This window comes from Enterobacter sp. WCHEn045836, from assembly GCF_003965585.1.
Lineage (GTDB): Bacteria > Pseudomonadota > Gammaproteobacteria > Enterobacterales > Enterobacteriaceae > Enterobacter > Enterobacter dissolvens.
In genome coordinates, this window is the sequence record NZ_RXPT01000024.1 from 18217 (window position 1) to 38691 (window position 20475).

Annotated in this window: 27 protein-coding genes; 2 read left to right on the top strand and 25 right to left on the bottom strand. The window is 57.8% G+C overall.

Annotated features, from left to right (window positions below; genetic code table 11):
* Positions 1-75 precede the first annotated feature (75 nt).
* A complete protein-coding gene (locus EKN38_RS22985) occupies positions 76-1068 on the bottom strand; it encodes a type II toxin-antitoxin system PemK/MazF family toxin (protein ID WP_260480576.1) in 993 nt (330 codons plus the stop codon).
* 114 nt (positions 1069-1182) lie between these two features.
* Between EKN38_RS22985 and EKN38_RS22990 the strand changes: the two genes are divergently transcribed.
* Complete coding sequence (locus EKN38_RS22990) at positions 1183-1458, top strand: hypothetical protein (protein ID WP_029593079.1); 276 nt, start codon at positions 1183-1185, stop codon at positions 1456-1458.
* 89 nt (positions 1459-1547) lie between these two features.
* Here the strand turns inward: EKN38_RS22990 and EKN38_RS22995 are convergent, their stop codons facing one another.
* From EKN38_RS22995 to EKN38_RS23045, 11 genes are read right to left on the bottom strand one after another with little or no spacing between them, the layout of a single operon-like run.
* The gene (locus EKN38_RS22995) at positions 1548-1925 is read right to left on the bottom strand and encodes an acetyltransferase (RefSeq protein WP_117108914.1); all 378 of its coding nucleotides are present in this window, start codon (positions 1923-1925) and stop codon (positions 1548-1550) included.
* Positions 1922-4780: a conjugative transfer ATPase gene (locus EKN38_RS23000; RefSeq protein ID WP_126522870.1), complete on the bottom strand. Its 2859-nt coding sequence runs from the start codon at positions 4778-4780 to the stop codon at positions 1922-1924. Before EKN38_RS23000 ends, EKN38_RS22995 begins: the two co-directional genes overlap by 4 nt.
* Positions 4780-5190: a TIGR03751 family conjugal transfer lipoprotein gene (locus tag EKN38_RS23005; protein ID WP_117108916.1), complete on the bottom strand. Its 411-nt coding sequence runs from the start codon at positions 5188-5190 to the stop codon at positions 4780-4782. Before EKN38_RS23005 ends, EKN38_RS23000 begins: the two co-directional genes overlap by 1 nt.
* Positions 5190-5591, bottom strand: a complete 402-nt coding sequence (locus EKN38_RS23010) for a hypothetical protein (RefSeq protein WP_260480577.1) — start codon at positions 5589-5591, stop codon at positions 5190-5192. Before EKN38_RS23010 ends, EKN38_RS23005 begins: the two co-directional genes overlap by 1 nt.
* Complete coding sequence (locus tag EKN38_RS23015) at positions 5569-7071, bottom strand: TIGR03752 family integrating conjugative element protein (RefSeq protein WP_117108917.1); 1503 nt, start codon at positions 7069-7071, stop codon at positions 5569-5571. The genes EKN38_RS23010 and EKN38_RS23015 overlap by 23 nt, the downstream gene beginning before the upstream one ends.
* Complete coding sequence (locus tag EKN38_RS23020) at positions 7061-8011, bottom strand: TIGR03749 family integrating conjugative element protein (RefSeq protein ID WP_117108918.1); 951 nt, start codon at positions 8009-8011, stop codon at positions 7061-7063. Before EKN38_RS23020 ends, EKN38_RS23015 begins: the two co-directional genes overlap by 11 nt.
* On the bottom strand, positions 8011-8670 hold the full coding sequence (locus EKN38_RS23025; protein WP_004115533.1) for a PFL_4703 family integrating conjugative element protein: 660 nt from the start codon (positions 8668-8670) through the stop codon (positions 8011-8013). Before EKN38_RS23025 ends, EKN38_RS23020 begins: the two co-directional genes overlap by 1 nt.
* Positions 8667-9023 (bottom strand): TIGR03750 family conjugal transfer protein, encoded by a 357-nt coding sequence (locus tag EKN38_RS23030; protein ID WP_004115534.1) that lies wholly within the window; start codon positions 9021-9023, stop codon positions 8667-8669. Before EKN38_RS23030 ends, EKN38_RS23025 begins: the two co-directional genes overlap by 4 nt.
* Before the next feature lie 12 nt (positions 9024-9035).
* On the bottom strand, positions 9036-9422 hold the full coding sequence (locus tag EKN38_RS23035) for a TIGR03745 family integrating conjugative element membrane protein (protein WP_126522872.1): 387 nt from the start codon (positions 9420-9422) through the stop codon (positions 9036-9038).
* A 35-nt stretch (positions 9423-9457) separates the two neighbouring features.
* On the bottom strand, positions 9458-9700 hold the full coding sequence (locus tag EKN38_RS23040) for a TIGR03758 family integrating conjugative element protein (protein ID WP_003029734.1): 243 nt from the start codon (positions 9698-9700) through the stop codon (positions 9458-9460).
* Entirely contained in the window at positions 9700-10047 is a 348-nt protein-coding gene (locus EKN38_RS23045) for an RAQPRD family integrative conjugative element protein (protein WP_048330699.1), read from the bottom strand. The genes EKN38_RS23040 and EKN38_RS23045 overlap by 1 nt, the downstream gene beginning before the upstream one ends.
* 191 nt (positions 10048-10238) lie before the next feature.
* On the opposite strand from EKN38_RS23045, the gene EKN38_RS23050 reads away from it, so the two are divergent.
* Complete coding sequence (locus tag EKN38_RS23050) at positions 10239-10925, top strand: DUF5710 domain-containing protein (RefSeq protein WP_048330700.1); 687 nt, start codon at positions 10239-10241, stop codon at positions 10923-10925.
* 84 nt (positions 10926-11009) lie between these two features.
* Here the strand turns inward: EKN38_RS23050 and EKN38_RS23055 are convergent, their stop codons facing one another.
* The 13 genes from EKN38_RS23055 to EKN38_RS23115 form a co-directional block, all read right to left on the bottom strand.
* Positions 11010-11768, bottom strand: a complete 759-nt coding sequence (locus tag EKN38_RS23055) for a TIGR03747 family integrating conjugative element membrane protein (RefSeq protein ID WP_126522875.1) — start codon at positions 11766-11768, stop codon at positions 11010-11012.
* Entirely contained in the window at positions 11761-13860 is a 2100-nt protein-coding gene (gene traD, locus EKN38_RS23060) for a type IV conjugative transfer system coupling protein TraD (protein WP_032608291.1), read from the bottom strand. Before traD ends, EKN38_RS23055 begins: the two co-directional genes overlap by 8 nt.
* Positions 13853-14341: a hypothetical protein gene (locus tag EKN38_RS23065; RefSeq protein ID WP_048330701.1), complete on the bottom strand. Its 489-nt coding sequence runs from the start codon at positions 14339-14341 to the stop codon at positions 13853-13855. The genes traD and EKN38_RS23065 overlap by 8 nt, the downstream gene beginning before the upstream one ends.
* Positions 14342-14351: 10 nt before the next feature.
* Positions 14352-14924 (bottom strand): restriction endonuclease, encoded by a 573-nt coding sequence (locus EKN38_RS23070; RefSeq protein ID WP_126522878.1) that lies wholly within the window; start codon positions 14922-14924, stop codon positions 14352-14354.
* Entirely contained in the window at positions 14924-15457 is a 534-nt protein-coding gene (locus EKN38_RS23075; protein ID WP_038991135.1) for an integrating conjugative element protein, read from the bottom strand. Before EKN38_RS23075 ends, EKN38_RS23070 begins: the two co-directional genes overlap by 1 nt.
* A gap of 5 nt (positions 15458-15462) precedes the next feature.
* The gene (locus EKN38_RS23080; RefSeq protein WP_126522881.1) at positions 15463-16098 is read right to left on the bottom strand and encodes a transglycosylase SLT domain-containing protein; all 636 of its coding nucleotides are present in this window, start codon (positions 16096-16098) and stop codon (positions 15463-15465) included.
* On the bottom strand, positions 16077-16799 hold the full coding sequence (locus tag EKN38_RS23085) for a TIGR03759 family integrating conjugative element protein (protein ID WP_126522903.1): 723 nt from the start codon (positions 16797-16799) through the stop codon (positions 16077-16079). The genes EKN38_RS23080 and EKN38_RS23085 overlap by 22 nt, the downstream gene beginning before the upstream one ends.
* 11 nt (positions 16800-16810) lie before the next feature.
* Positions 16811-17569, bottom strand: a complete 759-nt coding sequence (locus EKN38_RS23090) for a hypothetical protein (protein ID WP_126522883.1) — start codon at positions 17567-17569, stop codon at positions 16811-16813.
* Positions 17566-18231: a PilL N-terminal domain-containing protein gene (locus EKN38_RS23095; protein WP_048330705.1), complete on the bottom strand. Its 666-nt coding sequence runs from the start codon at positions 18229-18231 to the stop codon at positions 17566-17568. The genes EKN38_RS23090 and EKN38_RS23095 overlap by 4 nt, the downstream gene beginning before the upstream one ends.
* A gap of 136 nt (positions 18232-18367) precedes the next feature.
* Positions 18368-18616, bottom strand: coding sequence for a DUF2442 domain-containing protein (locus tag EKN38_RS23100; RefSeq protein ID WP_004115558.1), 249 nt, complete (start codon positions 18614-18616; stop codon positions 18368-18370).
* Positions 18600-18842, bottom strand: coding sequence for a DUF4160 domain-containing protein (locus EKN38_RS23105; protein WP_048330706.1), 243 nt, complete (start codon positions 18840-18842; stop codon positions 18600-18602). The genes EKN38_RS23100 and EKN38_RS23105 overlap by 17 nt, the downstream gene beginning before the upstream one ends.
* Positions 18843-18906: 64 nt before the next feature.
* The gene (locus tag EKN38_RS23110; protein ID WP_016807973.1) at positions 18907-19443 is read right to left on the bottom strand and encodes a single-stranded DNA-binding protein; all 537 of its coding nucleotides are present in this window, start codon (positions 19441-19443) and stop codon (positions 18907-18909) included.
* A 60-nt stretch (positions 19444-19503) separates the two neighbouring features.
* Positions 19504-19974, bottom strand: coding sequence for an STY4534 family ICE replication protein (locus EKN38_RS23115; RefSeq protein ID WP_016807974.1), 471 nt, complete (start codon positions 19972-19974; stop codon positions 19504-19506).
* Positions 19975-20475 lie beyond the last annotated feature (501 nt).

Genomic DNA, 20475 nt, shown 5'->3' on the forward strand with positions numbered 1-20475 from the left:
CAGCGTCGCAGGGCGAGTGCCGTCTCTTTATCCCTACCCACACCAATTACATCACTAAACCGTGATATCGTCAAGTTACAAATACTCTGAGATTTCAGCTTCTATGCTTTGTAGGGAAGTATGCCCGGAAGAAGCAAGGTAAAGCTGCACAAGGACCTCATATCTTTTCTTAAAATCATCATGCAATATGCAGGTCTGTTCCAGCGCATGAGATGTGCTAACTAGCATCTGATCTTGTTCATCCAGCGAGTTTTTTAACCTGTCTCTTTCCCCCAACAAAGTATCATTCTTTTTACGGAGAGAAGCCATCCCAACTGCAGTAAGTAACCCCTCCTCAAGGGCATGAAGGTCGTTGGTGCTGAGCTTTCGGTAATAGGACTCATCACGACGAAACTTGCGATCGCTGCTTTTCATGTCTTTTGCTTCAGGAGGAAGTATACGGGTGGGGGAAACTGTCTGAATCATCTCACATAATGCAAAACAAGGTTTATCTCTTTTGAATTCAGAAATATAGGTAGTCGATGCGCTTTCGAGCTCAAAAATCGCTCTGTTATAAAGGTGTCCATCAGGTTCCTGGGAGGTGATGGGAACAACTTTAACCCCTCTTTTATCTGCGCTTACAACGATAGCAGGGCGCCTTTTGTGCATTTCTCCAGACTGGTGATAACAGGGATAGCGGGAGCTATCGGAGAGCCCGTTGCTAAAATTGAGCGTAAGATATATATGCCCAAATTCAACTATAACGATGCACCCCCTTTTAACGATACCGCCAGCATGTGTGATGCTTCGTTTTTTCATAGTCTGGGATAAATAAACGTCTTTACTTATATCTTTCTCACTTAACCATACTCCCCATATATTCTTTTCTATACCCAGAACAAACTCTACGCGCCATCGCCTGCTGGCGATGCCAGTAAAAGCCTTCGTGATGAATATGGGTGTATTCTTCTCATTGATAGGTATGAGAATTTCGTCAATATTTTCAACGTTCTCTATACCAAGCAAGCGCTCCTGGGCTTGATTATTAGCATCATAAGTATAGTAACGAAGAGAGGCAGTGGCCATCATGAACCCTAAATTTGCCAGCTGAATTTGATAAGATTCTACAGTAAGTTAAAGCTGGTTGGTCCATTTTTTGATACAACAAAACTACTCATTTTCAGTCAAACAAGAGAAATGATTATGAAATACTTTACTTATCTGACTGCGCTGATTTCACTGTCTTTCGTCGGTGTTGCCAGTGCAGGGGAAGCTCACGTTTGCAAATCGCCGGCAGTGTCGGGAACTGCGGCGAATCCCGCTCTGAATGATGATACCGTCTTTACATGCGGAGGCGGCGTGTCAGGCACCATTCCGCAACTGGCAAAAGAGGGCTGGAAAATTGTGCAGCAAACTGATCAGGCTGATTCTCCTGACCCCACCAAAACTTATGCGCAACTGATTATCCAGAAAGACTGAGCACCATAAAAAAACCGGCCCCAGCGGCCGGTATGAAATTTTGTTATTTTCATTTTATAATCATGCCCCTGGTGAAGGCAAGTCTGTAGTTATACGTCAAGCCCGTTAATCCACAGCAGCAGGTACACCAGGTCAGCCGAATCCGGCACCGTGATATACCAGCGCGGATGCGCATACTCCTCTTCCTGTGGCCAGCTCGTCTGCCCCGTCACGGTGATGAGGATGTTTACCGCCTGCTTCAGCTTTCCCTCAAGATAGATGGCCACGCTGCTGCTGAGTCCCACCCGGTGCGGGTGACACGTCATTTTGACCGGCCCGGTCAGGCGCTGTCTGAGCATTGCCCGCAGCCTCACCAGATGCTGATGTGTCGCCGGGAGCACGCCGGGCTCCCCCTGAGGCGACAGGGTGAAAAGCGCACCGCCACTGTGCTCATGAATGGCGGGTTCAGGGTACTTCAGTGTCATCATACCGTGGCAGGCTCCTGTTGTTTCTCCGTCAGACCGCGCAGACGGTCCAGATTCTGCGCGACGCGTTTTGCCGCCTCGAGTTCGCTGCAGTTAAATTCATTCATCAGCGCCCGGCGTTCGGCTTTCTCTTCTTTTTCCGTCATGCCCAGTGCCAGGAAGAGACTGGGCGGCACGGCACGAAACAGCGCTTCAATCCGTTTCGCCAGCACCACGCCTTCCGTATAACAGCCCGACAGTTTACTGGCGGAAAGCAGCACCGATTCCTGCTCCGGCGTGAGCGAGCGGAAACGGCTGATATCTTTCACCTCTTCCGGAGGCATGGTCAGACAAATCCACCATTCCGCCATGTTCAGCATTTTTTCGGCAATATCCGGGTAGTCCTTAAGGTTCTGGGTGGCCAGCCACAGCCAGGCCCCGAGCTTACGCCACATCTTGACCACCTTGGTCATATACGGCGACAGCAACGGGTTGACCGTGACGATATGCGCCTCGTCCACCGTGAAGACAATATCCCGGCCCAGAAACTGGTCACGCTCCGCGATGTTGTTAATCATGTTGGTCATCGAGACCATGGTCAGGGCCATCTGCGCCTCGTAGCCCTCACGGGCCAGATGCCCCAGGTCAACCAGCGTCACGTCCGCTTCCGGCCACAGCTCCCCTTCGCGGTTGAACAGCTCCGCTTCAAAGCTCCCGGCCTGAGTGAACATGCCCAGGGATTCCGCCATTTCCGCCGCTTTCGCCTTGCGCTGGGCATTGCGGACATTGATGACGCCCTCATCGTTGTCAGAGGCAATGTCGTACAGCGCCTTCTGCAGGTCAGACGGCAGCATCTGCCGCCCTTCCTTATACGTGGCATGTGCCGCCATCAGCAGCGCCTCACGTATCATCGCCCTGTCGGCACGCTTAAGGTCAGCCTCTTCTTTCGGGTCACCGCCGGTGATCATCATGCGCGCGGAGATTTCCATTTCACCGAGAACGTCACGCTTGTCATCCTCGCCATCGTCGTCCGTGTCGATATCCGGCAGGTCGCTCTCATCCACGGCCTGGGCGGCAAGGCCCTCTTCCACCAGTTTATGGGCGTCTGCAAACGGCGGCAGGCTGACGCCGCTCCCGGGTTTGACGCTGATTTTATTCACCGTCAGCCCGAGACTGTCAAAGAAGTCGGCCAGCAGGCCGAACGAGTTCCCGGCCTCCGCAATAAACAGCCGCGGACGGTGGACGGCCATCAGCTGGGAGAGCGCGGCACACAGCGTGGCCGACTTGCCCGCCCCGGTCGGGCCGAACAACAGCAGATGCGCGTTCTGGGTGCGGTCGAGCTTGTTGAGCGGATCGAATGTAAGGGTATCCCCGCCGCGGTTGAAAAAGCTGAAGCCGGGGTGCCCCGTGCCGGTTTCCCGCCCGGTTACCGGCAAAAGTCCTGCCAGGTGCTGAACCCATGTCAGACGGGTATACCAGTGTTTTTTGTCGCTGTCCGGGTTAAAGCACATAGGCAGCGCCCGCAGCCAGCTGTTCAGCGGACCTTCTTCAAACTCCGGCCGTACCGGCTGCAGACCGGCCCCGAGCAAGACGGTGGACAGCTCCAGCCGCTTGCGCTTCAGGCTGGTCATGTCGTCGCCGCGCAGCAGGAAGGTGATCCCCGCCCGGTACAGCTTGTGCCGGTTGCCCAGATACTCTTTTACCGTCTTCACATCCTGGCGGACGCGGCCCGACTCGGTATTCTCACCGACCGCATTTTTCGACAGCCGGTTAAACTGCTCTTCAAGCCGGTCCTGGGGCTGCACCACCACGGTCATGCACACCATGGTCCCTTCCGGAAACATATCCATCAGGGCATTAATTTTCTTTTCCCCCCGGCTTTTCTCGCCGGTCAGGGTGCCCGGCTCCGGCGGTGTACGCAGTTTTTCCACCGCCACCGCGCAGTGCGGCTTGTTGTCAATCCACCACACGCCGTTTTCCGGGTCTGAAACCGGCGGCGTGAACCACAGGGTTTCGGCAAAATCATTGCTGACCGGCACGGTGCCTTCAGGCGTCTCGCGCGGGTCTGCGTAAGCAGCCTGCCGATAGAGCGTGGTTTTCTCCACCCAGTCCGGTGACGGATTGAACAGCCGCAGCAGCCAGCCATGCACCTGCAGGCCGTTCTGTCGGGTGCAGCGGATCCCCGCCCCGCCCAGGGCATTAACGACCCGGTCGCACACCTGATTGAGCATCGCCACCGGCGGCATCGGATCCCGGCTTTTCCCAAGCCAGCGATAAACAACCATCCGGGTGCGGCGCTGCTGCCCGCGCCACGGCTGGCCGGTAATCAGCGAGTCAGTAAAAAGTCCCTCAGGCCGGGAGATACTGCGAATATGGCGCTCCATTTCATCCAGCCAGGCGTCGGTAAACGCCGTGCGCTGTGCATGTGGTTTGACATACCCGCGCAGCCTGTCCAGGTACGCGTCAGTGTCGTCCTCGTCCTGGCAGAAGAACTGCACGACCCAGGGATTCACGTCATGTTCATCAAAGCTGTCCTGAAGTGCATCCTCAACCGAGTCCCGGATTTGCTCCAGGCGCTCTTCGGTTCGCCCTTCGGTCGCCACCGGTGTCACATCATAAACGGCCCCCACCGACACGCCGTCATCAAGCAGGAGACACTGCTCTTCATCAAGAAATTCTGCCCAGGGCAAAAAGTCAATGATGGACGGACTGGCGTGATAAACCTTCTCCTCATCCTGGCGCTTCATTTTCCCGGGGCGCTTCAGTGGTTGCCGGCCCTTCACGGCCGCGGTCAGGGTTTCATCTGCCTGAACGGACTGGCCGTCATCAACCGGCGTCTGCTGGTCGGTGGATTTATTACGCGTAAACAGTGAAAGCATTACAGGGCCTCCGTGCGCTCGCCAGGCATGGCATACTGCGTCTGGCTGTAGAACGGGAACACGGTGCTGTAACCCGGCACCGGCGTGTTACCGTCTGCCAGGTGAGGATACAGGTACATCACCATGTCGGGGTTGGGCAGCCGGGGAAACTGCTGGGTGATTTCGCTTTCCTGAGTACGACTGTAGCTGCGGTCGGCCTGCGCGTCCGCCTGCGTTTCGCTGCCCGTCAGCGGGCGTCGCAGCGTGTCGCGGGCCGCCGCAGACTGGTGGGAAGTACTGCCGCCACCGTCCGCCCCGTTCCACAGTTCAAGCATGGTGTTATCGCCCGCCGGCAGCATTTCCTCTTTGGAGGTTGAGCAGCCGCTGAGCATCACACAGCTCAGGGCCAGAATGAAAACCGTTCTGTACATTACCGGTATCTCCTTTGTGAGGCGGCCGGATCGTAACCGCCGCAGATAAAAACGAACGCACTGACATTCAGCAGGTGCCCCAGCTCCCGTAATGTCATACGCGGGCAGTAAAGCCGGCGCGGGATTTTCGGGCTGCACCACGAAACGGCACACTCCCGGGCACTGAGCGGCAGGGAGAACCTGCCGATATCCAGTAAAAGCTGGCCATCGCGCCAGCGCAGTAAAGGTGCGCCGGCAGGCAACAGCGCTACGGGTCGCAGCAACAGAACCGCAGAAGACGCAGGGATCACGTCAATATGCCAGCCTGCCCCGTCGCTGAACGTCCAGCACACGGATGAAAGAGGGAAAAACGTTATCTGTCCCGCCATGGCCGTGTACTCAGTCCAGTCCGCCGTTGTCACTGACGCCACCCGGCAGGGTGAAGTCGTAGCGCACCTTACGGCCCTTATCTTCATAATCAATGGCCAGCTGACGGGTGATATGCACGGCAAGACGGGCTCCGGGCGGCACATAAATGGCATCAAACGTCATCCCGTAACGCTGTTTGATCCAGTCGGTGGTTTCAGACATACCGCCGGAAATGGCTTTCCCCAGCGCCGCCTGTCCGGCGTCGCCGGTCATGGTGGCGGAAATGCCATTCACGTTGTTCTGCGTCGTGTACTGCCCCTGACTCATCGCTTCACCCGCCGCACCGGCAGCCGACAGGCCAAAGATGGTGGGCAGGTAGGTGGAGGCATTGGACTTACGTTCGCCGCCAATACACGGGATCCCGTTTTCATCCGAAATCCAGCCGATACCGCCACTGGTGCCGGTATCCTGTTTAGCCTGAGCGTTATTATTCTGCCCGCCGGCGTTGTTACTGGTGTCCGGTCTGGGGAGGGTGCGCACCGTACCGTCGGAAAAGACAAAGGTGACGCTGTTAACCTGCCCGCGTACGCAGGACAGCGTCCAGTCACCGCTGGCCGTCCCGGAAACAATCGCCCCTTCGACGTCCGGCAGCTCGATGCCGTTCGCCGTCAGGTTATCCTTACCGATAAGCACCTTGAACGGATAAGGATCAGTCACAGTGCCGTTGATGGGCACACGGCCAAGCAGTGCCGTCATGGCGCGGCTGCCGACCAGCGTGGAATTTTCCGGCAGCGTGTAAACCGGCTCGGCGCTCTCTTCCGCCCCTTTTTCATTCGTCCGTCCCTTCACTTTCTCCTCATAAGCGGCTTTCTGGCGGGTCAGCTCATTTTCCCCCAGAAAAGAGGTCGGGAACTGAGGTGAGGCTTTGCCGCTGGCCGCATCCCGCGGATCCGTCTCTTTCTGGTCCGTCGGCGCGACCCACATCATGCCGTCGCTGCCCTGAGAAGCGCTCCCCCCGGTGCTGCTGCCCATGCCGTCCAGGCCCAGCCCCAGCGGGATATCGCTGTCCGCCGTTTTTTTATCGCTGTCAGGCTTTTTGAGTTTGTCGGTCAGCTCCTGGATTTTCGCCGTCAGGCTCAGTTGTTCGTTCTGAAGCTGAGCCTGCCGTTTGTCGTACTGCTCGCGCAGACCATTAACGGCCTCATTCACCTGCCCTGAAACGTCCTGATTGCGCCGGCGTAACCGCTCGTTTTCTTTCACCAAATCCGCGTTCTGCTTATCCAGCGTTTTCTGGCGGTCACGCACATCATTCAGCCGGCCAATGAGCGTGCGCAGGGTGTCCTCCGGCGTGTCGCCTTCCACCCCCAGCGCCTTCAGTTCATCCGGCGAGAGGTTTTTCAGGGCACCGCCGCTTTGTTTTGCCTGAGATTGTTCTGCCGGTTCGTTTTTGCAGCTTTTGAGCCCCACGGCCAGCCCGGCAATCACCACGGCCGGCACGATAAACTTCACCAGGGCATTAGATTTAATTTGCATGGCGGGCCTCCTGTTTTACCGTGCGGGCCGCTTTACGCAGTGCAGACGGCTCAGCAATAAATGCGCTCTCCGGACGACCGGCGGTCACCACATACACCGTGGTGGTGTCTTCCGGCGTGCCGGCCGGACCGACCCAGCGGTGCTGGAAGGTGGCGGACACAAATTGTCCCTGCAGCGAGCGTGGATCCAGAACGACCTTACGGCTGCCGGTGTTCGTGAGCCTGAGTGCCACCACGCTGCGGTTTGCCACACCCCAGCCAGCCAGCGGCGTGACCGTTAATGGTTCAGAGGGATACAGCGTGCTGACACGTCGGGGCAGATGAGGATTGACCGGATGAATACCCGGGACCGCCTCGACCGTACGTGCCGGAGCATAAAGGCTCTGAGCGGCATAGCGAGTCAGCAGCACCGGGATGGGGGCGCTGTAGCGGATTTTTTTACGCTTTGCCTGAGTACCATCATCGCTGCCGGTGGGAGCAGATGAGCCTGATCCGGAAGCAGCCCGGTCTGCACCATCTGGCTGACCGGCCGCATCGCCGGCGTGACTCAGCGTGCTGACATCACCGCTGTAGACCAGACGGACCGGCTCAGTCGGCCCTTTTTCACCGGCGGCGATATCAAACAGCAGAACCTCGCCGCTTTCCACATCCTGCAGCTGCACCCGCGTCTGCGGAAAGGCGCTGTCGGCTTTCAGGTAGACGGCCCCCCCGGTGCTCTGCACCCGAAGTTTGCCGTTAAGCGCCGGCGGAAAACCAACGCGGACGTTTTTGTCCACAAAGACCACCCGCTCCTGCCCCACCTTCAGGGGGATCTGCAGCGGAATACGCTCCCATTTCATCAGCTCATCTGCGCCGGCAGGACGTGATACCAGCATCGCCAGGGGCAGCAGGGCGAAGGACAGCGCCATCAGCCCGGCGCGGTAGTGGGGGTTTTTACTCATCACTGAAACACTCCTGACTTCTCCGGTTTAGGTGCAGGCGGTGCCGCCTCCAGACGCTGGGGCACACCGGCATAACAGTCCAGCGCCAGACCGAACGGGTTGCGCTCCGCATCACCTTCCCAGCGCACCACTTTAAGCGGGTAACGTACCAGGGCGCGTTTGACCGGCTCGGCATGGAAATATTCGTCGGCCACCACGTCCAGGCGGGCAATCCAGTGATCGCGATCCTGTACGGTCACGCTCTGTGACTGGTAACCGCGACCGGGCACTTCATACACCACGCGCACGCGGTCGGTGAGCTCCCCGGCGTCACCGCGTTTCTTTGCATCCGCTTTCAGGAAATCCTGACAGGACGGCGTCAGATACGGCGACAGCGCATTGATTTTGGCGGAATAATCCACCTCGCCGTTTTTCGGCCAGGCATTGAGCTGCTGAAAAATGTAGAACGCAAAGGAGTAGACCGTCGGGGGTGGCACTTCCCACCAGGGCCGCGTGCTGCCGGTACGTAAATCCGGCGGGTTATGCACGGTCAGCTTGCTGGGCGCCAGCATCCAGCCGGCACAGGTGAATAAAAGGAAAAAGGCGAGCACGGCGCAGGCGATGCGCAGCGTCTGAATATGCTGGTCGCGGTCTTTTACCGCATGGCGAAAACGGCTCATGAGGCTCTCCTGTTACGTTTCACTGACCAGCCCCGGGCATCCACTATCAGTTTCGGATTGCCCATCCCCAGCCGGCGTTTTTTCGTCTCCAGTCGCTGCCAGAGCCAGTTCTCGGGCTTACCGCGCTTGAGCCTGGCCATCCAGCGGCCGCCGAACCAGACGAGCAGCAGCGGCATGACCAGCAGGCCGGTGGGAACGACAACCCAGCCGGCAAGCGGGATAAACGGCAGTGACAGGAGCAGACCCGCACCCGCGCCGGCAAGGGCTGCCAGCCCCATCTCATGGGTGGTAAACCCGCGAAACACCACGGGCTCACTGTTGAGACGGTCAGGTAAAAAACGAATGGTCTGCATCGTCGCAGGCTCCTACAACAGAATGTCGGCAGACTTGCCGAGCAGCCAGATAACGGCAACCAGCAGCACCACACCCACCACCACAATGGCCCCGAATTTGGTCCAGGTGGCTTTCTCATTGCGGACTTCGGCGAAGGTGTGCAGGGCGGCAATGGCAACGTTGATAAAGGCAACGGCCGCCACGACCAGCCCCCCGATAACAATGCCGTCCTGCAGATAGCCCTTGATTTGTCCGGACAGCCCGCTTCCGCCTCCGGACTCAGGCGCTTCAACGCTTGGCAAGTCCGCAAAGGCCGGTTTGCAGGTGAGCCAGCCCAGGAGGGCAAGCGTACCGGCGCGGGTCAGCGTACGACTGGCGAGACGGCGCAGGCGGGCAACAACAGACTCAGAATGGTGCATGGAATTCATCTCCTGACTTAATGTTCATAATCGGGTTAACTGGCAAACATCCAGATACACACAAGCAACAGCAACACGGTGCGGACGGCAAAACGCCCCAGGGCCGCGTCCCGCACTTTGGTGTTACTCCAGCCGGTCCAGACATCCGACAGCGCCCACGCGGCCCATAAAAAAAGAAATGCCAGCAGTGCCCCGATGCAGAGCAGATGAAGGATGTTCACATCAAGACTGCCGGAGCCGGCTTTAAACGCGTTCGTTTGTTCGGATGTCATGGGCATCAGGGCCGCTCCCGCCGGTAATTACCGGCCACATAAGACGGGTCACGCGGTTGCGCGCGGGAGGGCTCCAGATAGCGGTCAATGCCGCTGCGGATGGTGTTGAGATCGGATGTGGCCTGACGGTAATCAAAGAAAAAGCGGCCACGGTCAGCCGGGTCGGCCTGTGCTGCCGCCACGCGGGCCCGTTCAAGCGACGCCTGAGCCTGGTCCAGCTGACGCTGAACAGACGCAAGCTCGTCTTTCTCGGATGCCTGTGCAGCACCTGACGCCAGAAAGGTCAGCAATACCAGGCCGGTGATGCCCGGGACACGGCTGTTGCGCCGCATGGCCGGACGATTTGAGTTCATACGCACCTCCAGAAGGATTAAGGGGTGCGGACAGGATGCGGAAGGGAAGAAGCCGGGTCAGCGATAAACTCTATATGCGAGAATGAAAATTAACCCGATTACTTCCCTCACGAGATCCCTTTTTTACCTGCATCTGTTATAAAAAGAATGACATAACGCAATAGTCATTGAAGCCTGAACAAGGAGGATTAATGCCAAAAACAGACCTGAATGTTCCGTTTGATGAAAAAGATGAAGTCAAGCGGCTGGGTGGACGCTGGGATCCCGAAAATAAGACATGGTTTATTCCTGATGGAATAGCGCAGGCCCCCTTTGAGAAATGGATACCGTTCAGAAATGTTCGCGCCCCGTACTGGTATATTGCACAAACAATGGGTACGTGCTGGAAATGTCATGAGGGTACGTTGTTAACAGCAATACTGTTGCCTGATGGGCATGAAACTCTTGAAGCGGAAGAAGATGAAGTTGACGACAATACAACGAATTCGGACACCATGCAGACATACTGGCTGGCACAGGATAAACCTGCATTCATATTTTATATAGATGATATGCCCCGGGAAGTGTTGTCGCAGCTCGGCCGGGTCAGGCATTATCTGTCAAGGGATTACAGTAAAACCACAGACAGCCGTTACTGGATGAATCACTGCCAGCACTGCCATGCAAAACAAGGTGATTTCCCTCTGCATTGCGAACCAAATGGCTTTTTTGTACCGTTGGAAATTCGCCATGGTCAGGATATTGAACTACATACGATAAAAACCGCCTTTACTGCTGCATGTGGCGGCATCTCACATGACCATATTCATATTCATTTTGGCGACTCAGGGGTGTCAACCGCTGGTGAAATGTTACCCTGGATGAAAATAGTAAGCTGACGCGCCAGTGAGAGCCAGGACATGGCTTGTCTGCTGACGGCAGGCGCGCAAAACAAGTTTTGCACGCCTCCGTCCAGCCCTGATTTAAAGATACTTCTTGAACGACGCAGTGGTCACCGTTACGGCGATCCCCAGCAGAACAGCCGCCGGCAACAACAGCAGATTGGGGTAGACTGCCGTGGGCCAGGAAAGGTACAGCATGGCGGGCACCACAGCGGCCGGTTTGACCAGCTTCTTGGCATGATGATAGACAAACGAACTTTCATACCCCGCGCCGTACCGCCGCAGATCACGCCGCCCCAGCCCCTCAACCAGCGCCACCACCACGACCAGCACAAACAACGGCACGGACAGCACCAGGATGGTGACGCGTACCAGGGTGATAATGCTGATCCATACCGTGGCCAGCAGGTATTCACGCAGGTAGCCGGCAAGCCAGCCGCTCCAGCTGTTGATTTCCCGAGTGACGGCATTGTCACTGTGCATCTGGTGTGCATACTGCTGCCGGACCCAGTCCAGGAAGCCACTGTCCACAAAGGCCCACTGATAGGCGGTGCTCACCCAGCGCTCAACCGTCACCGATGGCTCAGACAGTAGCAGGCTGCGGGTGAACTCTGTGGACAGCCACCCCAGCTCGGTGTTCATGACCGCTTCACTGTGCGCCGCCCCGGCTTCCGGCCAGAAGAAGGCGATGCCGATATATTCAATCAGCAGGCTCAGCAGCAGCGAGGACAGCACCACGCCCACAAGGGCCCATGGCCAGCCCCAGAGCAGGTTATACAGAATGCCGTGTTTGCGTTCCGGCAGCGTCTGCTGCTGTGGGGGACGTTTTACCTCAGCCATTCGCCCCTCCTGTGACCGGCACGTTCAGGGCCGGACCATCCCGCCACCAGGATTCGCCGCTGTGATAGCTGCGCCGCATCTCCTCCGCTATTTTCTCAATACTTTCCGGCATCAGCACATCATCAGCATCCCCGGCAGGCAGCGGCATGCGAATTTTCCACAGTTGCCCGCCTTCCAGCAGGGCAAACGCCTGCCCTTTTGGCAGCGTCACGATATCGGCCGGCTCCAGTAGCGGGACTTTTACCGTCCCGACGCGGTCCTGGGTGCTTGAGGTGAAGTCCTGGTCTGCATTGACATCCGCCGTGTCCTGGTGCCCGGAGACCAGCGTTTTGGTGTAAATCTCCACCTGCGGCAGCTGCGTGGTCAGCAGCTCGGCGGTGCGGTTCTCCCTGACGCGCAGCATAATCAGGTTGTTAAAGTTACCCTGTACCTGGGCCGTCTTGGCCGCATTCCCGATGCGTGCCTCAATATCAGAAGACGTCTGGGTATAGGCCGTCACCTGCATGCCGGCACCGCCCCCTTTGTTGATGAGAGGAATAAACTCATCTCCCATCAGCTCGTTAAACTCATCGCAGTGCAGGTTAATCAGGGACTTCCCTTCTTTCCCGCCCGGCAGGCCAGCATTGATACCGTGTTTATAAATGTGCCCGGCCACACTCACCAGATCGGCGAACATGGAGTTACCGACCGCGCTCGCCACTTCACTGTCACTGAGCGCATCGAGCCCCACATACACCACGGCTTTTTTACGGATGATCTGTTCCCAGTCAAAAATCGGCCGCGTGTCGTCAATGTCCTGATAATCCGGCGACAGCAGCTCGGCGGTCTTGCCGGTGGTCAGTTTTTCCAGCAGCGGCAGCAGCGACGCCACGATTTTGTCAAAGTAAGTACGGTCATAACGTACCGCTGACCGCAGCCCGTCAAGGATGGGATCATAGAGTTTTTTACCCTCTTCTGAACTCAGGGCAACCTCAATGGCCCAGATACGTAAGGCATCCGGCTGACCCTGCATGTTACGGGGCACGTCGTCCTCTCCCAGCACCTGCTGATTATTCTCAATCTGCGTCTGCAGAGCCGGCAGCTGCGCCTGGATGATTTTTTCCGCATAGCGGATATAGAGATCGGCGATATTGTTCACGTAGCGCATGATCAGCGTGTAGTCAGGGCGCTCACCCAGGGCGACCAGCGCACGGGCGATGATGTTGACGAACCGCCAGGCAAATTCGCGGAATGCCGCGCTGTTCCCCTCACCCGACAGCTGACCGGCCACGCGGGACGCCACCTCTGACACGCGACCAAAACGCCCGACGGCATTATAACGGGCTGAAATTTCAGGCCAGCCAAGATGAAAAATATACAGCTCGTCCCCGCGTCCGGCCCGGTGGGCCTCTGCCCAGACGCGTTTCATCAGGTCTGCGTCGCCTTTCGGATCAAACACGATGGTGACTTCACCCCGCCGGATATCCTGGGTGACCAGCAGCTCTGCCAGCCGGGTCTTCCCGACGCGCGTGGTGCCGTACACCACCGTATGGCCAACGCGCTCCCCCAGAGCCAGGGTGACGTCTTTTTCGTCGGGCTCGATGCCGTGCAGCGCCGGATTCCCGCCTACCGGTGGTAATGGCCGCACCGGGTTCAGCGGCGTATCGGCACTCAGCAGCTTACCCAGCCAGGGCAGACGGTGCTCTGTCATCATTTCGAGCTGACGCGCCCCCAGGTAAAAGCGGTTTGGCTGCAGGTAACGGGCCACTTCAGGGCGCAGCGTATCCTGCAGCCGCTGGGTGTGTTTCTGCGTCCAGCGGAACCCCCGGCCTAGAAACAGGCGACGATGACTGACGGGGATCTGTTTAGTACTCATGACATAGCGCGGCAGGCGGCGGAGATTCCGGCGGTAGCGAATAATCTTCATCCCCTGATGCGTGCGGGTGACGGCCAGCGCCGCAAACCCGGCTGCGGTGACATAGCTGACAGACGGAGCCAGAGCGACAGCCCAGGGTGCCTGCACACAGACATACGCCGCCATGCCCGATACCACGGCGGTATTCAGCTCAACGGCCGGACGCAGCAGGGCCTCAATGACGTAACGGTTACTCATCGTCTGCCTCCTTTATAATTTTACCGTCGGCCATACGGATATACGTTCCCCTCCCGGCACCGGCTTCCCTGCAGGAAAGGGAGTGGTAACGCAGGGCATCCGCCAGTAAGCGCCAGAGCACATACAGAACATTCGACAGGATGAAAAAAATGATCCATACGGCCCGCAATGACAGCAGGTAATTGTTCGCCGCGGTTTCTGTGGAGACGGCAGTGACGGTACAGGCTGCCGGCTTTGCCTCAGGCGGAGCCGCATTATCAGGCACCGGGCATTCCTCCCACATGTAATGTCCGGGCGGCGCGGTGCGCCATGCCGTTGCCTCCTTCTGCAACTGGTCGTTCAGGTCACTGACCGGATGGCCGAAAACAAGCCAGGCGAGCAGGCAGACACCGCCGAAAGCGGCAGGCACGAAAACGGCATGACGGAATAAACAGAACACAAGCCACAAAGCGTAGCGCAGGCTGTTCACGATGATATGCATAAGGGATTCCTCAGAGATACTGCCGGACGTCCTGCCCGGCGAGAATGGCCAGCAGGCGTTGCCCGCTAATGATGCGCAGGCGCTGTGACGCCGTGCGAAGGGTGCGGCTCATTTTTCCGGTACGGCCCGTGTGGACAAAGAGCCCCCGGCGGCCGGAGTGCAGGAGAAGTCGGTCGAAGTCCTCAACATGTGCGGGGGAAACAGCACGACTGTACCGTTTGGCCTGGATAAGCCAGTGCTCGCCGTCGATGATGACCTGGCCATCAAGGCCGCCGTCACCGCTGTAGGAGGCATTGCGCACCACGGTCAGCCCCTGACGTTCAAAGGCAGACAGCAACAGCTCTTCAAAGACATAGGGGCTGATTTTGCGCAGATAGGTCAGACGCTGCCCGTCTCCCGGCAGGAGGATCAGTTTATTCAGTACCCGCCCCGCCGTTGCCCGGTATCGCCGGTGACGGCGGGTGCTGGCTTTCTCCAACCGGCGCAGGTTCAGAAAGGCCATCACCACCAGGAAAAGGACGATCAGTATGACCGCCCCATAAGGGTGTGCCATCAGCAGACCGTTGATATCTGGCGCGCTCATTACGGCTTAACCTGCTGCGTCAGGCCGGTATCGGTGATGAGTACCGGATAATGCTCAATCTGCAGGCGACGGGCCAGCTCGCTGCCAGAAGCCGGGGCCAGGCTGACACCGGGTGCCAGTTCGCGCAGCTCGCGCACGGTATCCATGTCTGTGACGTTGACTATCATCCCGGCCGCATGCTGTTCAGCCAGCGCGCCAGCATTGGCTTTCAGCCATTCACGGGACAGAGCATCATCCCCGATCAGAAACAACGCCCCAATGCCGGGCAACTGCAGCGGCCGGTCTGCTGTATTCCCCGGGCTCAGTTCAGGTGTGTTAACGGGTAACATACCCGCCATCCCGTCAGCCAGCGGAACACCATGGTCCGGCTGGCGTGAAGGCTGTACGTCACTGACGCCGGGCATGCCGGGCTGTTTATTAACGGCCTCAAAATACGGCGCAGCATCTTCACCGCCCAGATCAGCAATCACATTCAGTTCAGCATGGCCGGTCAGGGGAAGGAGGGTAAACAGCAGTAAGGACAGCGTTTTCATCAGGGTTATCTCCCGGGTTCAGTCCAGACGAAGCCTGGATCGGGGGTGAGCGCAGCAACCGAGCGGGGCGCTTCAGCTGCCGGCGCAGAAATGCGGGGTGCAGGGCTGATTTTTGCCAGATGCCCTCTCACAATGGCGCGGTAACGTGCAGCAGGCTGACCACCTGCGGGATGGTGGTAGCAGCCGGCCGCATCCAGCCAGCTGCCTGGCTTACGCGCCCAGCACTCACGCAGAATGGTGGCGGCGGCGTTCAGGTTGGTGTAAGGGTCAAACGCATCCCACGTCGAGGCAAAATGATGACCGTTCCAGCCCAGATTGACCTGGGCAATACCGACATCGATGCGCTTAAGCGGGTGACGCTTCATAAAGACCTGCAGCGCCTGCCAGGCCTGCAGGCGCGTCTCATAGCGATACCCTTTGCCTGCCACATTGATGGTCCAGGGCCATGGCCGTATTCCGCGGGGAAGTTTGCGCGAAGACTCGCTCAGTGATACCGAGTAAAGCGCTTCGGGGGGCACGCCGTACGCCATGGCCACGCGGACGTAACCCTCCGGCACCGTCTGGTCAGCATGGCCGTCAGGGACGGCCGCCATCAGTAAGCCCAGCGCCAGTGCGCCGGTCAGAATGCTGCGATTGCCCATTTACCGTCTCCCGCCTGCTGCAGTAAAACCGGCATCAGGCCGTTACCAAAGCGCATCCACCGGCCGCCGTCGTGGTTAAGCGTGATCTGGCGCTTGCGGACCTTTTCCTCGGGAATGTGATGGTCCCGTGCCCAGCTGCGAAGCGCATCATCACTGCCCTGGCTGTCGACCAGATAGATGTCCACCGGCCGGTTGTCAGCCAGAACGGCAGACAGTTTGGCGTCGCAGGTGGCGCAGTCTTTTGACCTGACGAATAGCGCCAGCCGGCCACCACTGTCATGCGCCACGCCGGAGGCGTTCCCCATATTGACCGGCAGTGTGCCCGGATACAGGCGCTGCCAGGCCGCGTTCACCTCACGCTGGAAATCAAGCTCTTTCTGGGTGCGGGCAAACTCTTCCTTCACCCACTTTTCAGCAAACTTACGGCGCTCTGCCGGCGTCTGCGCCTCGATACCGAGGGTGGAAAGCGGATCGAGACCCGGCGACTGGGTACCCCGGGGTCCCTTCATCAGCTGCTGATAACGCTGATAATCGTCGGCACTGAGTCCCCACTGACCGGCCTGCTGCTGCAGGTTTTGCTGTGCGGAGTCCGCCCGTTGTGTTGATTCCTGTCGGCTGACATCCGTCTGTCCTGATGAGGTCGCGGCCAGGGTCAGGGGACTCAGCAGCATGGCGGCTAAAAAGGTATGTTTCAGTTTCATCATTCGCTCCGTTATTCTGCTCTGAGCACGGTCAGGCGGCCGTTAACCCGAAACGTCGCCTCACCATAACCGGCACTGACCAGCGTCCAGCCGGCAACGGTTTCGCCCTCTCCGACCAGGGCCACCTGCGACAGGCTGCTGTAGCCCCGGGGCGCGATGGCAGCCCAGGACTCTGCCCCCCGCTTCTCCACGCCTGTCAGCACAAAAGGCGCATTGCGGGCCACGCGAAGGGACGGAGCAGCACGACGTGTGTCAGCGGGATGGGGCTTTTTTGCAGCAGGCGCGTTTTTTTTGACCGGTGCGGCGACAGGTGCGGCGGGTGCGGGTGCCGGCTGTGATTTCAGCGCTGTCAGCTGCTCAGTCAGCGCACTCAGGCGGGTTTCCAGCCCCTGCTGGGCGTCCTGAAGGGTTCGCAATGACTGACGCACGGCGTCGTCGCTGCCGGCCTGTTTCGCAGCAGCGCTCAGCTCCTGCTGCATCTCACCAAGTTTTTTTCGGGTATCCTGCAGACCGGCTCTGAGCATGGTCACATCTGACTGCAGGGCCGCGACTGTCTCAACAGTGGCCGCTGTACTGCCCTGAGATTCAAGGCGTGCAAGGCGTTCATCAAGGTTCGATATGCCCAGGCTGAAGGCGGTGTAGCCCAGCGCCAGAATGCCGGCGAGCGCCACATCGCCGGCAGCGCCCCAGATGAGACGGCGGCGGGGACGCCAGCTGAATCTTTTACGGGCCGGCGCGGGGTCCGTATGGAATGGTTGCTGTTCGCTCATTTTCTCAGAAACCCTCCGCTGACAGGTTTAACCGGTACGGACTGAGGGGCGCTGATGGCCGGTTGTGACACGGCGGACGGCGCAGGCGTGGACCAGGTGCTGACCGGCGGCGGAAGCTGGGAGACCGGCAGCTGGTAGCCGTCGCGCAGGCTGTGGCAGACCACCCGCTGCACATCGTCCACTTCCAGCTGCCAGGCCGGACCGGCCATAACCTGCAGGGCAGTACGCAGGCGCATCGGGCCCAACTGGTACTGAACCGCCGGCAATGCCTGGCGGTAAAGCACGCCGTTGGCAGAGCCTGTCGCGCACAGGGAATAACCGGACTGGCGCAGGGCGTAACGCAGTGCATCCGCCACGGTAGGATGCAGGGATGACGGGATACGGATATCAATAATCTGCGAGAGAGGGTCACGCTGGGCCGCCTGCGGATCGGTACTGACCAGCAGATAACGATCGTAGCGCACCACTTCCGGCGTCCGCGCATACTCGTCCGGAGAGACCGGCTGAACGTTGCGGGTGACGGTGGTGCCGGGTGTCGGGTCGGCAGGCGCGCGTTGCTGCAACTTTTGCGGCTGGGAAACACAGCCCGCAAGGAGCAGCAGGGGAAGAAAAGTGGCAAGCCTGCCTGGTGAAAATATGTTGTGAGAGGTGTTACGTTTCATCCGGAATTTTCCTGTACAGTGATAAAACAGCCCTCACTGTGCGGAATCGGTCCGGTTTCACTCAATTAACAACTGATTTTCCGTTGATGAAAAAAAACGCCGGCAAAAGCCAGCGTTTTTCACTAATAGCGCGCTGTCAGGCTACTTTATGGGGACGATGGGTCACATCGCCGCGGCCTTCAAGCAAACCCGCAATAGAAATGTCTTCGTCCAGCGCGTCCCAGTGGATACCACGGGGACTCAGTTCATAGCTGTTAAGCTGTTCAGTTGAAGCATGCAACAGGCGTGGAAACCATGCCAGCGGCACACCGATGGTACGAGCGTCGTTGAGTTCAACCCACATCGTGGCCTCATCGAAGCTGACCCGTTTAGCTGAAATAGTCATTCCAGGCCTCCAGAAACAATGCTTGGTTATCTTCAACGATCCCCGTCAGTTCTTTTAATCCCCGTGAATTAAACCCATCGTTACTGGCCAGAGCCACTGATGGCGTTAACCAGAATTTGGCTTCACTACCTGCTTTCATTACGTGAATGTGTGCAGGTTCGAGCGGGTTACCTTCATTAGAATAAAAAAAGAACCGGAAACCGTTGATCCTCAGTATAACAGGCATGTCAGTTATCCTTAAATGCTGACCGGATTATGTGTAAGTTCAGAGCAACTGCCATAAAGGCTGTTCAGAGTGCATGGATTGCCGATTTTGGTACTCCATACCCGAATCCAATGAACGGTATATCGTCATCGAAGTCCATCGGTGGCGCACCGGCACTGCTGCCGGAAGCCTGGCCACTGTGAGTCGGTCCGGAAGGTTGCTGAGGCTGGCCCCAGTCATTCCGGGAAGACGTATTCTGACCGCTGCCGGACTGGCGACCGCCAAGCATCTGCATGGTGCCACCAATGTTTACCACCACCTCTGTGATGTATTTCTCCTGGCCGGACTGATCGGTCCATTTGCGTGTGCGCAGCTGGCCCTCGATGTAAACCTGGGAGCCTTTGCGCAGATATTCACCCGCAATTTCTGCCAGCTTGCCGAAAATAACCACCCGGTGCCATTCGGTCACTTCTTTCTGTTCACCGGACTGCTTATCACGCCAGCTCTCAGACGTGGCCAGAGAAAGGGTGGCAACTGCACTGCCATTGGGAATATAACGCACTTCAGGATCCTGGCCGAGATTACCGACAAGAATCACCTTGTTAACGCCGCGTGAGGACATAATCATTTCTCCTGTAAAGAATAAAGAAACACCCCGCGAACGGGGTGTGTCAGGTGCGCATCAGAATGAGTTTTCTGCGTAGTTTTGTTGTGCGGCAGAGCCATTCTGCGGCGGCACGGAGTCAGATTTTTCAGTCTTGTAAACCATGTCCTGGCCTATTTTGATCCAGTCCACCTTTATCAGGCGGGCTTTCAGACTGACACGCTGTTCGCCGGCATGCTCGCCCTTGTTCAGCGTAAATATGTCCGTGGACGGATTACTCAGGTTAAAGCCCAGCAGGACTTTTTTGTCTTCATCGACGGCTTTCTGGCAGCGGGCGATAAGGCTGGTAGCCTCTTTACCTGCGACAGAAATGTCAAAACGGACGTAGGCCGGATTGTCAGTCGGACCGCTCAGTGCATTGATTACGCAGCTGAGGAACGAGCCATTCTGATGGTTAACCTGGCGGATGTTGCTGAGATACCCGATGCCTTTAATAGTCAGGTTGAAGTACTCAGATTTTGCAGATGCAGAAGTATTGTTTGCAGACATGATGTTTTCTCCATGGAGGTAAAAATAGGTACGACGGAGAAACCATCTGCCCTGACGGGAGTGGTTTCCCGTCGGGGGTCAGGATCGGTTGAATCCTGAGAGTCTGGTATGTTGAAGGAACCTTCATCGCCGCGTCGTAATGCGCTTGTACAGGCGATATCTGCTTTCAAAGGTGCGCAGATGTACCAAAGTTTGCTCCCTTTCAGGTTACAGGAGCTTTCGCTGTAGCCACCCGAAGGCGATTCTCACAGGCTACTGAATCATTGGTGGTCGTATGAACGACGGTTTAGCACTTTTATAATTAAACCGTTCTCCCGGAATGTCAACGGTCAAAATGGAAAACGTGATCCGTAAAAATAAAAGGGCACCGTTTCCGGTGCCCTGGGGTCAGTGCCTTAACCTGCGGTCGTCTCATCTGTCTCCGGGGAATAATCCCGACGCGGTTTTCACAGAGTGCATGCGTCTTACAGGTCAGTTAGTGTGCAATAACTTCCTGCCAAG